Annotated in this window: 11 protein-coding genes; all 11 read left to right on the top strand. The window is 45.5% G+C overall.

The window, feature by feature from the left end; translation table 11 throughout:
- Nucleotides 1-6: 6 nt before the first annotated feature.
- The 11 genes from opp4C to MHH50_RS20295 all read left to right on the top strand — a co-directional run bounded on the left by opp4C (nucleotide 7) and on the right by MHH50_RS20295 (nucleotide 13521).
- Nucleotides 7-930 (top strand): oligopeptide ABC transporter permease, encoded by a 924-nt coding sequence (gene opp4C / locus MHH50_RS20345; RefSeq protein ID WP_036685740.1) that lies wholly within the window; start codon nucleotides 7-9, stop codon nucleotides 928-930.
- A gap of 11 nt (nucleotides 931-941) precedes the next feature.
- A complete protein-coding gene (locus MHH50_RS20340) occupies nucleotides 942-1925 on the top strand; it encodes an ABC transporter ATP-binding protein (RefSeq protein WP_076281452.1) in 984 nt (327 codons plus the stop codon).
- Nucleotides 1918-2883 carry an oligopeptide/dipeptide ABC transporter ATP-binding protein gene (locus MHH50_RS20335; protein ID WP_036685744.1) on the top strand — a complete coding sequence of 322 codons (966 nt, stop codon included), beginning with the start codon at nucleotides 1918-1920 and terminating at the stop codon, nucleotides 2881-2883. Before MHH50_RS20340 ends, MHH50_RS20335 begins: the two co-directional genes overlap by 8 nt.
- 210 nt (nucleotides 2884-3093) lie before the next feature.
- Nucleotides 3094-3702 (top strand): 50S ribosomal protein L25, encoded by a 609-nt coding sequence (locus MHH50_RS20330; RefSeq protein WP_076130800.1) that lies wholly within the window; start codon nucleotides 3094-3096, stop codon nucleotides 3700-3702.
- 324 nt (nucleotides 3703-4026) lie between these two features.
- Nucleotides 4027-5874, top strand: a complete 1848-nt coding sequence (locus MHH50_RS20325; protein ID WP_081386409.1) for a fibronectin type III domain-containing protein — start codon at nucleotides 4027-4029, stop codon at nucleotides 5872-5874.
- 240 nt (nucleotides 5875-6114) lie between these two features.
- Nucleotides 6115-6789 carry a YhbD family protein gene (locus tag MHH50_RS20320; protein ID WP_340033319.1) on the top strand — a complete coding sequence of 225 codons (675 nt, stop codon included), beginning with the start codon at nucleotides 6115-6117 and terminating at the stop codon, nucleotides 6787-6789.
- Between the two features lie 13 nt (nucleotides 6790-6802).
- Nucleotides 6803-7489: a hypothetical protein gene (locus tag MHH50_RS20315; protein ID WP_076130804.1), complete on the top strand. Its 687-nt coding sequence runs from the start codon at nucleotides 6803-6805 to the stop codon at nucleotides 7487-7489.
- On the top strand, nucleotides 7482-8153 hold the full coding sequence (locus MHH50_RS20310; RefSeq protein ID WP_076278768.1) for a hypothetical protein: 672 nt from the start codon (nucleotides 7482-7484) through the stop codon (nucleotides 8151-8153). The genes MHH50_RS20315 and MHH50_RS20310 overlap by 8 nt, the downstream gene beginning before the upstream one ends.
- Before the next feature lie 40 nt (nucleotides 8154-8193).
- Complete coding sequence (locus MHH50_RS20305; RefSeq protein WP_340033318.1) at nucleotides 8194-9741, top strand: MDR family MFS transporter; 1548 nt, start codon at nucleotides 8194-8196, stop codon at nucleotides 9739-9741.
- A gap of 1906 nt (nucleotides 9742-11647) precedes the next feature.
- Nucleotides 11648-12607, top strand: coding sequence for an ABC transporter permease subunit (locus tag MHH50_RS20300; protein ID WP_076130774.1), 960 nt, complete (start codon nucleotides 11648-11650; stop codon nucleotides 12605-12607).
- A 17-nt stretch (nucleotides 12608-12624) separates the two neighbouring features.
- Nucleotides 12625-13521, top strand: a complete 897-nt coding sequence (locus MHH50_RS20295) for a carbohydrate ABC transporter permease (RefSeq protein WP_036685756.1) — start codon at nucleotides 12625-12627, stop codon at nucleotides 13519-13521.
- The last annotated feature ends 60 nt before the right edge of the window (nucleotides 13522-13581 follow it).

The raw sequence follows: 13581 nt of genomic DNA, 5'->3' as shown, positions 1-13581 counted from the left end.
GCTGACGTGGCAGTTCAAAGTAATGTAGCTGGGATTGCGAAGCCGCAGACCACCAAAGGAAAATCCTCTTTATTCCGGCAATCCATGCGGAGGTTGCTGAAGAACAAGCTGGCGGTATCCGGATTTGTGGTGGTGATCTTTATGTTTGCGCTTTGTTTTATTGGTCCGCTGTTCTCACCCTATACGGATAACAAAATTAATATGGCTATGATGAACAAGGCGCCCAATATGAAGCATTGGCTGGGCACTGATGCATTGGGCAGAGATATTCTGACCCGGGTAATGCAGGCGGGGCGCATTTCACTGACCGTGGGACTAGCGTCAATGGTTCTTTCGGTGTTTATCGGTGCTCTTTTGGGGGCTATTGCTGGGTATTACCGCGGTATTGCCGATCAAATCATAATGCGGATTGCGGATCTTCTGTTGACGGTTCCGAGTCTGCCACTGCTCTTTATTTTTGGTGCGTTATTATCGGAGTGGAAGATCCCAACGGATTATCGGATGTATATCGTTATGCTGATGCTTAGTATTGTTAGCTGGCCGGGTATGGCACGTATGGTACGGGGGCAAATGCTTAGTCTGCGTGAACGTGAGTTTATGCAGGCGGCGGTAGTATTAGGCCTCCGTGACCGGCGTAAATTGTTTAATCATTTGCTGCCGAATATCGTTCCGTTGCTGATTGTTATGGCTACCCTTAACATCGGTGGTGCTATATTGAGTGAATCGGTTCTTAGCTTTTTTGGACTAGGTGTTATGCCGCCAACTCCAACCTGGGGCAATATGATTGATGCTGCGAATAATATGATCGACTTTCAGGATCGGCCGTGGTTGTGGATTCCACCAGGGTTATCGATCTTTGCGACAGTGATCGCGATCAATATCTTTGGGGACGGACTCCGGGACGTGCTTGATCCTAAACAGAAGAGGTAGGTGACCCTCAGATGAGTGATTTAATGAATATAGACGGTCTAAGTACATACTTCTTCACGGAAGAAGGAAAAGTGAAAGCCGTTGATGATGTAAGCTTCCGTGTTCGCGAGGGAGAGACGGTATGTATCGTTGGAGAATCGGGCTGCGGCAAAAGCGTGACCGCGATGTCCATCATGGGGCTTGTTGAGGAACCCGGGGGCAAGGTAGCCCAAGGGAAAATTGATTTTCAGAGTGAAGATTTGTTGAAAATGGACAAAAACACACTGCGGACCATCCGCGGGAATGAGATCGCGATGATCTTTCAGGAGCCCATGTCCTCCCTTAATCCTGTAATCAAGATCGGTGAGCAAATCATGGAGCCGCTGATTGTACATTTGAAGATGAACAAGAAACAGGCGCGCATCCGGGCGATTGAACTGATTAAGCAGGTAGGCATATCACGACCAGAGCAAATTGCTGATAGTTACCCGCATGAATTAAGTGGAGGTATGCTGCAGCGGATTATGATTGCTATTGCCATTGCCTGCAGTCCAAAGCTATTGATTGCTGATGAACCGACTACGGCGCTGGATGTAACGATTCAAGCGCAAATTCTGGATATGCTGCGTGAAATTAAAGATAGCTCGGGCATGTCCATTCTACTAATCACCCATGATCTTGGCGTAGTGGCAGAGATGGCCGATTATGTGATTGTTATGTATTCCGGAAAGATTGTGGAGGAGGGTGAAGTTGTTGAATTGTTCAACAACCCCAAACATCCCTATACAAAAGGGCTGCTCAAATCGAAGCCGGTAATCAATCAGCGACAGGATGAGCTGTATTCCATACCAGGTCAAGTGCCAAATCCGCTTGAGCTGGTGCCGTCTTGTTATTTTCATGACCGCTGTGAGCATTGCATGCCTGTATGTGTCAGCCAGCAGCCCCAGCTTAAAGAGGTGGCCAGCAGACAAAAGGTAGCTTGCTGGTTGTATGAGGAGGCGGTTGTTCATGCCTGAAGCACTGCTTGAGGTCAATCATTTAAAGAAATATTTTCCTGTTACTAAGGGGCTGCTTAACCGAACCGTTGGGCATGTAAAGGCTGTTGACGATATTAGCATCACACTTCAACCTGGGGAAACGTTTGGGCTTGTAGGGGAATCTGGGAGCGGCAAAAGTACAGTCGGACGGACGATTTTACGGCTAACGGATAAAACGGCAGGTGAGATCAAGTTCAAAGGGATAGACATTCACTCCCTGTCGCCCGCTGAATTGCGCAATATTAGACCCCAAATGCAGTTGATCTTCCAAGATCCTTATAGCTCACTTAACCCACGGGTTCGTATAGGTGATGCCATTGGTGAAGCTTTACTGGATCATGGTTTATGCTCAAGATCCGAGGTGCGAGATCTGGTGCTTGAAGCCCTAGCGGCTTGCGGGTTATCTTCTTATCATATTGATCGCTTTCCGCATGAATTCTCCGGGGGGCAGCGGCAGCGGATCGGGATCGCCCGTGCGCTTGTTTTGAATCCTGAGCTGATCATTGCAGACGAACCAGTTTCAGCACTGGATGTTTCCATCCAAGCACAGATTATTAATTTATTCAGTAAGCTCCAGCAGAGTCGAGGGTTAACGTATTTGTTTATCTCCCATGATTTGAGTGTTGTGGAGCATTTGTGTTCAAGAATCGGTGTCATGTACCTGGGCTCTATGATGGAGACGGCTTCAAGAGATGAACTGTTTAAGAATCCGCTCCACCCGTATACCAAAGCGCTGCTGTCGGCTGTTCCGATTCCTATTCCAAAGCTGAAAAGGGAAAGAATTGTACTTAAGGGAGATATTCCGAGTCCGGTAAACCCGCCTTCTGGCTGTAAATTCCATACCCGTTGTCCCTTTGCGCAAGAGGTTTGCAGATCTGAAATCCCGGTATTTCGTGATGTTGGCAGTAACCATTTTGTAGCTTGTCATTTAGTTTAATCGTTGTCACAAATATAGCAATGATTTACTCCTAAGACATGAATAATTAATGTTGAATTGTATAATAATACAATTTGACCTTATTTTTGCCTGGGCTCAAAAGTCGTGAGAGGTTTCAAAGCCAGGTCAATGGGGTAATTAGAGAGTGGTTAGGTTAGGCGTACATATCTAATCGGTCTAGTATAAAATCCCTACTTAGGAGGAATCATCGTGAATACAACAGTACGTTTGACAGAAAGATCCGGCTCGACTTCTTCACAGCGCAGAAAAGGCTTTGTACCGGTAGTCGTGTACGGTGCAGGTTCAGATAGCCAGTCCTTTACAGCGGATGCTAAGACAATTTCAGGTATTTTAGCCAGCAACCCACGGGCTGTTCTTACTTTGGAATTGCCAGACTCGGGCAAAAAGAACGTGGTTATTCAAGAAATCCAACGTCAGCCAATTTCCAAACAACTGCTGCACATTGATTTTCAGCAGATTGATATGAAGGCCAAATTGGATACAAAAGTAGCGTTCCACTTTACAGGTGAACCAGTAGGTGTGAAGAGCGGCGGCGTGCAACAAATTGAATTGCATGAGCTGGATATTCGCACACTTCCAGATAAAATAGCTGCATCCTTTGAAGTGGATATCAGTGGACTAGATATTGGTGATCAATTGCTGGTATCTGATTTGCCGAAGCATGAAGGCTGGGAAGTATTGACGCCTGAGGACACATTGATTGTCCGTATTTCACCTCCAGCAGCGCAAGAGCCAACAGAAGAAGATACTGCTGAACCCGCTGTAGCTGAAACTGCTGGCGAAGATAAAGCAGAATAGTATAGAGATAAATAGTAAAGAGCAGATAGAATCCTTATAAAGGAGCTGTCTGCTCTTTTTGTTTTGTCTTCATAAATATGAATTCATAAAAATGATGCTGGTCTTTCGTATGATTTCTCAAATGGCAATTTTGGTTGTTTCGCCTCATTTAGTTAAAAATTTACATAAAATCGTTGACGAACGGGTTTCTAAGCCTGAAAATGAGGACAATTACCATGGTAAAATATTCAAAAGTCCCTGTTGTTGCTGTTTGAAAACGCTTTAGTTTTTATGCTTCAAAGAACTCTTATTGCCTAGTTCATCATGATTAAGAGGAGGAAAGTTATGAAGATGAGGAAGCTGTTTTCGATCTTAATGACAAGTTTGCTGGTGCTTGGGGTAGCTCTACCCTTTGGTGGAAAAGCGAATGCAGATGCTGCAAGTGACGCTTCAAATCGTGCTTTAATCTGGCTGAAGGCCCAGCAGGATGCAACAGCGGGGTATGCTTTTGAGGGACTGGTAGATAGCTTTGAAGATTTCTGGGGACCAAACAACCCCAAACAGATTGTATACACATATGATCAAGCGGTTGCAGCTATCGCCTTTATTGTAAAGGGTGAACGGACGCGGGCAGAGCAGGTTTTGAACAAAATGCGGGACATTCAAGATCCATCAGGCTTCTGGCTGAATTCTTATTGGTATAACAACGGCTTCGGAGAAGAAATCCGTAAACATGTGGGACCCGTTGTATGGATGGCAATGGCTGCTATGGCTTATGAGAAGCAATATAATGATTCACGGTATCGTCCAATGGCGCTCAAAGCACTAGATTGGAGTTTACAGTATAAAAAGGCTAATGGCAGTATCGCAGGGGGATGGAGTGGTTGGAGTAATTCCGATGAGCCTTGGAGCTCAACCGAGCACAATATCGATATTTACCGGGTATTGCAGTATTATGCTTCGGTGGATTCCTCAAAGGCAGCCACTTATAACAGTGCGGCTTCTGGAGTCAAAACCTTCCTGGATAATTATGTGTGGGATGACACAGTCAAACGTTTCAAGGGGGGCTGGAAAAACGATACAAATCTGATCGACCCCAAAATACCTTTAGACGTGAATCCTTGGGGAGTATTAGCTTTAGGCGTATCCGGAACACATAACTACGGCGCAAGCTTAACCTATGTGGAAAATGCCTCCGGCACCCCGGGAACACTTGCGAATCCGCGTTACAAGCAGACGCTTACTTACAATGATGCTGGGAATACGCTCACCGGATATGATTTTGACTGGACAGATGAAGTATTGCCAGCGTATGACGATAACGGAAATCAAATTGGCAATACGGGTGCTGACGTATGGTTTGAAGGAAGCGCATTCATGTCGCTCGCTTATTATCTGCAAGGCAATGCCTCAAAGGCAGACGCTATTAATACAGAGATTATTAAAAAACAAGGCACAAGCGGTGCTTCGCTTGGGGGTATTCCCTACTCGCTGAAAGGGTCCAGCAACAGTTATTGGGTGATGGCGCAGCAAAACTGTGTTTCCAGCACAGGTTGGTTAATAATGTCCCTGCACCGGTTTAATCCATTCACAGGTCAATATTTGACGGGTGGTGGTAATACTGGGGATACAACCGCGCCAACCGCTCCCGTTAATCTAACGGTAACCAGTAAGACGGATACAGGAGTTAGCTTAAGCTGGTCCGCTTCTACCGATAATGTTGGCGTTACAGGTTATATTGTTTATCGCGGAACACAGCAGGTGTCCACTGTGGGGGGAACTACAGCTACTGTTAGTGGACTTACTCCAAGCACAGCCTATACGTTTACAGTAAAAGCCACGGATGCAGCAGGTAATTTATCCTCCGCTAGTAATACCGCAACAGTTACTACTAATCCCACTGGAGGCAGCGGAGGCGGTGATCATGTGACGGCTGACTTTACAGCAGGGGTAACGAGACTTTCTGCTACAGAGGCGAGTATCTATATTACACCTGTAACCAGTGCCCTTTATGTAGATGTGCATTACAAGATTAACGGGGGTTCCCAGCTTAATTACAGGATGACTAATAACTCAGGAACATGGAAGCAGACGGTGAGTGGATTAAGCGCTGGCAGCAGTATTGAGTACTGGTTCACTTACGAAAAATCCGGCCCGCAATATGATTCAGCACATTATACTTTTGTTCAGTAAGATTAGCAGATCGTAAAAATCATTCTAAGAGAAGGCTGTTCCATGCTGCTATTTATAGCGGCGGGGGCAGTCTTTTTTTGTGGGAAAAATAGTGAATGACCGTTAAATCCTTCTCAAGACGGAGGTCTGCTCTTAAGGTATGCTTTAAAATCTTTGGGGGAGACGTTAGGACACGATGGTTACTAGCGTAGGTAGGTATGAGGGGAGTTTAATTTATTGGTTTTACAACGTAACAGTGTTATGTTACGATGGCTTCAAGGAGTGATAAGCATGGAAGAGGATTTGATCTCAAAGAAGCAGCTATTGGATTTAACCGGTATATCCTATGGGCAATTGTACCGCTGGAAGCGGAAGCAGTTGATTCCAGAGGAATGGTTTATCCGTAAATCTACGTTTACTGGACAGGAGACTTTTTTTCCAAAAGACATGATTTTGTCCCGTATCGATAATATTGTGAATATGAAAGATGGACTTTCTTTGGATGAAATGGCTGATAAGCTATCAGATAAGGCTTCTTTTGACAGAGTAAGTATATCTGCTGCGGAAATTATAGAACGTAACATTGTTTCGTCGATGACGCTGGGGAAATTTGGAGAGAGGCTCGGTGTCAAGAATGGATATAGCTTCGATCAGCTCACTTATTTATTGGCTGTAGACCGCCTGCTTAGTGCAGGGGAGATGAGTATGGAGGAAGCAGAGCTGCTGTTTCGAACCTTAATGGATAAAGCCTCCAATCTTGAGAGTGGCAGCTGGGAGTTATTTTTTATCCGCAAAATGGGGGTGTCATCCTTTATTCTGGCTCAGGCACCAGCGGAGTTATGGTTCGATGAAGGGGTAAAGCTGGTCAGTAAAATACTCAGTGCAGATGTAATAGAACAATTGAAAGGTAAGCTTGCTTTTAAGCTTGTTGAATAGGGGGGGTAGTGTAATGGACAAACGAGAGCTGCCGGATCTGATTATAAACGGAGTCAGCGGGGGGGCCGGAGGTACTTATAACAGCGTGCGAATCGATGGTGTAGGCAAAGTAACGGGACCCATCGTGACGCGAATTTTTAAAGGAAACGGGCATATGAATTTGAAGAATGATCTCTCGGCGGAAGAAGCGGAATGCAATGGAACGATGAAAGTGCTGGGCCATTTGCGTTTTAACTCCCTAAAAGTGGACGGAATGATTACTGTCGGGGAGAGCATTCGGGGAGAAAGCTGCACACTTCATGGAATGCTGAATATCAAGGGTGATTGTGAGCTTGAGGATTTTGCGGGGGAAGGAAGCTTTAGTGTCGGAGGTTTACTTAGTGCAGGACATGTAGACTTCAAACTGCAAGGGCAGGGAAAGGCGCATGAAATTGGTGTGGAGAGTCTAGTGATCCGGCAAACGAATAGTGGAGTCTGGAGCAAAATGTTAAGTGGAATCATCCCTAAATTAAGATCGGAGCTGCGGGCTCGGACTATTGAAGGAGATTTTATTGATTTGGAATATACAACGGCTGATGTTATCAGGGGCAATATTGTGATTGTAGGTCCAGGCTGTACTGTTGAGCGGATAGAGTATCGTGATCAGATTACAGTACATCCTGAAGCAAAGGTTGGAAAGGTGGAGAAGATCGGTGACTGAAGAAACAATTCGGAGTAATTTGAAAATAATGGGCACAACGACCTCAGCGGGAGGCTTTTTTCGGGATATTAAGGTTACTGGGGAAGGTCATTTTGCAGGGGATGTAGATTGTGAGAAGTTGAGCCTGACTGGAAATGCAAGGGTAGATGGAAACCTGCTAATGACCAAAATGAAAATAACCGGTGAGATGACACTTATGGGTAATCTTGAAGGGGATTCCTTGCGGGGGCAGGGGGAAATTAAAGCAGCCTCCGTAAAAATCGACGATATTCATCTTAACGGTAATTTGGAGGTTAATGGTGATTGTGAAGGTGAACATCTGCGTATTTCGGGGGCTCTCAATGTGGCAGGACTGCTAAGTGCGGAGCAACTGGAGATCAATTTATATGGTCTAAGTAGAGCGAAAGAGGTTGGAGGCAGTGCTTTAACGATCAAAAAAAGCAAGACCGGAAAATTCCTGCATTTGATGAAGCAGAATCCTAAAGTGCTTTTTGAGGCTGGGCTCATTGAAGGCGATACGATAGAGCTGAATAATACAAAAGCAAATATTGTCAGAGGAGATCGGGTAATCATCGGTGTGGACTGTGAGATTGATACTGTGGAATACCGTAGTGCTTTGGAGATTCACAAGAATGCAATAGTGAGGCATCAAGTAAAGCTGTAACACATAGTTATAGATCTTTTGACAATGGGGAGTGGAATAAATGAGTGCTGCCAAAGCGCCCAATCTGGGCATTGTAATCGCAGGTCTGCTGTTGGGAATACTGATGGCCTCCATGGACAGCACCATCGTTGCTACAGCAATGGGCAATATTGTTGGGGAACTAGGCGGTATGGACAAATTTGTCTGGGTAACATCAGCTTATCTCGTAGCTGAGATGGCGGGGATGCCTATCTTTGGCAAGCTGTCTGATATGTATGGGCGTAAAAAGTTTTTTGTTTTTGGGATTATTGTATTTATGGCGGGTTCAGCGCTTTGCGGGACGGCAGATACGATTACTCAGCTGGCTGCTTATCGGGCGATTCAGGGAATTGGAGGCGGCGCGCTAGTGCCGATTGCTTTTGCCATAATGTTCGACGCCGTACCGCTGGAGACACGGGGCAAGCTGGGCGGTGCATTTGGTGCGGTATTTGGATTATCAAGTATTTTTGGTCCATTGCTAGGCGCGTATATCACCGATCATATTGCTTGGCAGTGGATATTTTATATTAACTTACCGCTTGGACTGTTGGCTTTTGTGATGGTCGTTTTCTTTTATAAAGAGTCACATGAGCATTCCAAACAACCTATTGATTGGCTGGGTGCGGGCACATTGCTGGGCTCTGTCATCTGCTTAATGTTTGCGTTGGAGCTGGGTGGAAAAGAATACGCTTGGGGCTCATCGATGATCCTCGGCTTATTTGCAGCTTTTGCTATATTGGCGGCAGTGTTCCTTTTTGTAGAGACGAGAGCGAAAGAGCCGATCATTTCCTTTGCGTTATTCAAAAAAAGACTGTACGCCGTCAGCATTCTGTGCGCGCTATTTAGTGGTGCTGCATTTATCGTGGCTTCCGTATATATCCCGATCTTTATCCAAGGTGTATTAGGGGGTTCGGCTACCAATTCAGGACTTGTCCTGCTGCCGATGATGGTCGGCTCAGTAATTACCGCCACAACGGGAGGATTCCTGATGGCAAAAACCAGTTACCGCAATCTGCTGATTCCTACGTTTGTACTTTTGGTGATCGGCACAGGACTGGTAGCAACGCTTACTCCGGAAGCTTCACGTCTCTTGGTTACCTTGTATATGATTTTAATCGGATTGGGCATCGGCGCTTCCTTCTCTGTGTTAAGCACAGCAGCTATTCATGGTCTGACTGCGCAGCAACGCGGCTCCGCCAGCGCAACACTGAATTTCATTCGCTCGCTTGGCATGACCATCGGAATAACCACATTTGGCATTATTCAAAGTCATTATTTCTCGGGCAGTCTAACTAAGTTACTCACAGCAAATGGAGGAGGAGCTGCTTCTGCGGGGGCTGCTGGGGCTATGGATTTTAAAGATCCGCATTCTCTGCTGTCGCCTGAGACTAGAGCACTGATTCCACCGGAAATTTTGAGCAAAATTACAGAGGGACTTTCCTCTTCCATTGCGAACACCTTCGCTTGGGCGGTTATTCCTGCTGCGTTAGCTTTGCTGGCCTCCTTTTTTATGGGGCGCCAGAAAATGGATGCCTCCGCGGAGGGGGAAGTTCAGACGCCCGGGCATTAGGCAGTGGCGGAAGGCGCGGGCATTCGAATGACGAGCGGAATGTAGTGCGCATTATGCGGAATGCATTGAATTGGTTGTAAACAAACTAGGGTTGTAAAGTGATGGAGCAGCTTCTCATTTGAGAGGCTGCTTTTTTATGTGTGGTTGGGAGTGCAAATGAGCATGAACCCTCGAAGTAAGGGAGCTGAGTACGAAGGTGAATAAATGCGCTGAATTCTGGAAATAAGAGCATCTGAGTCCGATAGGATGAGGGAATGCGATGGATTCAAGAATGAGTCAGACAGCAGGTGGGAATGCGATGAATTCAAGAATGAGTCAGACTGCATGAGGGAGTGCGCTGAATTCTCGATAGAAGTGCGCCTGAGAATGATGCGTGGAGTGTTGCGGACCGTATAGTCGCTATTGCTGATTTTTGAGCTACTTTGCCGTAGTTTCGGACTGTATAGCTCTTATCGGCATGCATATGCTCGTATTTGGGCTATATTTGTGTGGATAGCTGCACCTGAGTCCGATAGCACGAGAAAATGTGTTGAAACCCGGAAATAAGCGCACCTGGGTCCGACAGCATGAGCAAATGTGATGAATCCTCGATAGAAGTGTGCCTAAGAATGATGGGTGGAGTGTTGTGGACCGTAGAGTCGCTATTGCTGATTTTTGAGCTACTTAGCCGTAGTTTCGGACTGTATAGCTCTTATCGGCATGCATTTGCTCTTATTTGGACTATATTTGAGTGAATAGCTGCACCTGAGTCCGATAGCACGAGAAAATGTGTTGAATTCCGGAAATAAGTGCACCTGAGTCCGATAGCGTGAGCAAATGTGATGGATCCAAGAATGAGTCAGACAGTATTAGCAAATGCGATGAATTCTCGAGAGAAGAGTGCCTGATTTTGCTGCATGAAGTGTGTTGCGGACCGTATAGTCGCTATTGCTGATTTCTGAGCTACTTTGCCGTAGTTTCGGACTGTATAGCTCTTATTGCCACGGATTTGCTCGCAGTTGGACTATATTTGTGTGAATAGCTGCACCTGAGTCCGACAGCACGAGAAAAAGTGTTGAATTCCGGAAATAAGTGCACCTGAGTCCGAAAGCGTGAGCAAATTTGATGGATCCAAGAATGAGTCCGACAGCATGAGGGAAAGCGATGGATTTCCGAAATAAGTGTATCTGGGTCCGACAGCGTGAGCAAATGTGATGGAGACGTGATAGTAGGGTGCCCAAGAATGATGGATGGAGTGTTGCGGACCGTATAGTCGCTATTGCTGATTTTTGAGCAACTTTGCCGTATTTTCGGACTGTATAGCTCTTATCGGCATGAATTTGCTCATATTTGGACTATATTTGTGTGAATAGCTGCACCTGAGTCCGATAGCACGATGAAAAGCGCTGAATTCCGGAAATAAGTGCATCTGGGTCCGATGCCAAAACTATGAAGTGTGAAAGACCATACAGACGAAGAGGACAAAGCGCACCATAGTTGATGTAGCGGACGAAAAGGACAAAGCGCACCGTAGGTGATGTAGCAGACGAAGAGGACAAAGCGCACCGTAGGTGATGTAGCAGACGAAGAGGACAAAGCGCACCACAGTTGATGTGGCAGACGAAGAGGACAAAGCGCACCATAGTTGATGTAGCAGACATAGCGACCCTTAACAAAGCATATCCATCAGCGGCAGGATGACGGGAATTCCCTGTCATCCTGCCGCTTTTTATAAGCCAAAAGGCATGTAGGCTCTCCATTACTAGACCTACAGCGATTAGGTAGAAAATGGTCGAAATAGATGCGAATTTGGTTCACAAGCATCAGACGGTTCTCCAGTGAGGCCGTTCTGTGATCTATCTCGTCATACGTAAAGGTTCTGATACTATGAAAACGTAATCAAAATCTGGGTATAGGAGATTCCGACATGGGGGTACCTTCTGGTGAATTACTTCCCAGCGTCGATCCGGTTCATCGATCCCGCTGGAAGATGAAGAACAAACATAAGTTGTTCTTCATGGCTTTTCCGTTTCTTGTTGTCACCTTTATTTTCTATTATCTGCCGATCAGCGGATGGATTTATGCATTTTATGATTTCATTCCCGGAATACCGTTGTCTGACACGCCATATGTCGGGTTGAAATGGTTCAAGACGATTGTATCCAATCCAACACAGACCGCAGAGGTTGTGCGCGTGCTGAAGAACACTCTTGCCATGAGTTCACTTGGACTAATTACCTCAATATTTCCAGTGATCTTTGCGATTTTTCTGACCGAGATTAAGTCAGGCTGGTATCGCAAGATGGTGCAGACGCTAACCACGATTCCGAACTTTATCAGCTGGATTCTGGTATATGCATTGGCCTTCTCGTTGTTTTCCGTTGATAACGGGGTCATCACACACATTTTAGTGCAGCTTGGAATCGTTGATGAGGGTTATAACTTTTTAGCCTCCAGCTCGAATATTTGGGTCACGATGATCATTTGGTATTGGTGGAAATCGTTAGGCTGGGGTGCCATTCTCTATCTTGCTGCAATCGCAGGCATTGATCAGGAGTTGTATGAAGCCGTAGAGGTGGATGGTGCAAGCCGGTTCCGTAAAATCTGGCATATTACCATTCCGGGTCTTATCCCAACCTTCTTTGTCCTACTGCTGCTCTCCATAGGTAACCTGGTCAATAACGGGATGGAGCAGTACTTTGCCTTTCAAAATGCGATGAATAAAGATTCCATAGAAGTGCTGGATCTTTATGTATACAATATTGCGTTCGCTAACAACTTTCCGTTTGCCACAGCTGTCAGTATGCTGAAGTCGGTTGTTAGTGTAATTCTACTGTTCGCGGCAAACACATTATCCAAGATGGTGCGTGACGAATCTATCATTTAAGGCAGGGGTGATCCCATTTGAGAAAGAAAAAACTAACTTCTGGAGAATTAATCTTTCAAATTATTATCTACACACTCTTTGGATTGTTCACCCTGTCATGCATTTATCCATTCTACTATTTGTTCATTAATACGATCAGTTCGAATGATCTTAGCGCAGCAGGGTATATCAAATTTTATCCAAGGCAGATCCATTTTGATAACTATAGTAAGGTTCTAAGAATCAGTGGTTTAGGTCATGCGGCTACAGTCTCTATTTATAGAACAGTTGTTGGTACTTTGCTCACCGTTGGATCTTCGGCATTTCTTGGGTACTTGTTCACCAAAAAGGAAATGTGGGGCCGGAGTATTTGGTACCGCAGTGTTGTAGTTACGATGTATTTCAGTGCAGGGCTGATCCCATGGTATATCACCATGCATAACTTGCATCTGACTAATAATTACCTGGCTTATATTTTGCCAACCATTATTACTCCTTTTAATATCATTTTGGTCAAAACCTTCGTCGAGGCTATTCCTCCCTCACTTGAGGAGTCGGCGTCAATGGATGGAGCAGGTTACTTCCGGGTGTTCTGGAGTATCATTGTTCCTCTTACAACACCTATCTTGGCTACGATTACGATTTTCTCAGCGGTGAATCAGTGGAATGCCTTTATTGATACGGCGTTTCTGATGACAGATACGAAATACTTTACGCTCCAGTTCTTATTATGGCGTTATTTGAACGAATCCAGCTCGCTCGCAGCCTTAATTCGTAATTCGCCAGATATGGCCGCTAGTGCAGCGAATATGCAGACTCCAACCTCTGTGCGGATGACTGTAACGATGATCGTCGTATTGCCGATTTTGATCGTGTATCCGTTCTTCCAACGCTTTTTCGTCAAAGGAATTATGATCGGTGCGGTTAAAGGCTGATGGGTGGCCGCTCTGGACTAGAACTGGGTTTTCCTCTGTTATAAGCAGAGTTGAACTATA

The sequence above is a fragment of the Paenibacillus sp. FSL H3-0302 genome (genome assembly GCF_037982245.1).
Lineage (GTDB): Bacteria > Bacillota > Bacilli > Paenibacillales > Paenibacillaceae > Paenibacillus_AQ > Paenibacillus_AQ odorifer.
This window is presented reverse-complemented; position numbering and strand designations above follow the sequence as displayed.

Bases quoted from the DNA above. Each gene is read 5' to 3' on its own strand.
- MHH50_RS20320 (WP_340033319.1), top strand. From the start codon at position 6,115: ATGTTACGATGGCTTCAAGGAGTGATAAGCATGGAAGAGGATTTGATC.
- MHH50_RS20335 (WP_036685744.1), top strand. From the start codon at position 1,918: ATGCCTGAAGCACTGCTTGAGGTCAATCATTTAAAGAAATATTTTCCT.
- MHH50_RS20305 (WP_340033318.1), top strand. From the start codon at position 8,194: ATGAGTGCTGCCAAAGCGCCCAATCTGGGCATTGTAATCGCAGGTCTG.
- MHH50_RS20300 (WP_076130774.1), top strand. From the start codon at position 11,648: ATGGGGGTACCTTCTGGTGAATTACTTCCCAGCGTCGATCCGGTTCAT.
- MHH50_RS20325 (WP_081386409.1), top strand. From the start codon at position 4,027: ATGAAGATGAGGAAGCTGTTTTCGATCTTAATGACAAGTTTGCTGGTG.
- MHH50_RS20340 (WP_076281452.1), top strand. From the start codon at position 942: ATGAGTGATTTAATGAATATAGACGGTCTAAGTACATACTTCTTCACG.
- MHH50_RS20315 (WP_076130804.1), top strand. From the start codon at position 6,803: ATGGACAAACGAGAGCTGCCGGATCTGATTATAAACGGAGTCAGCGGG.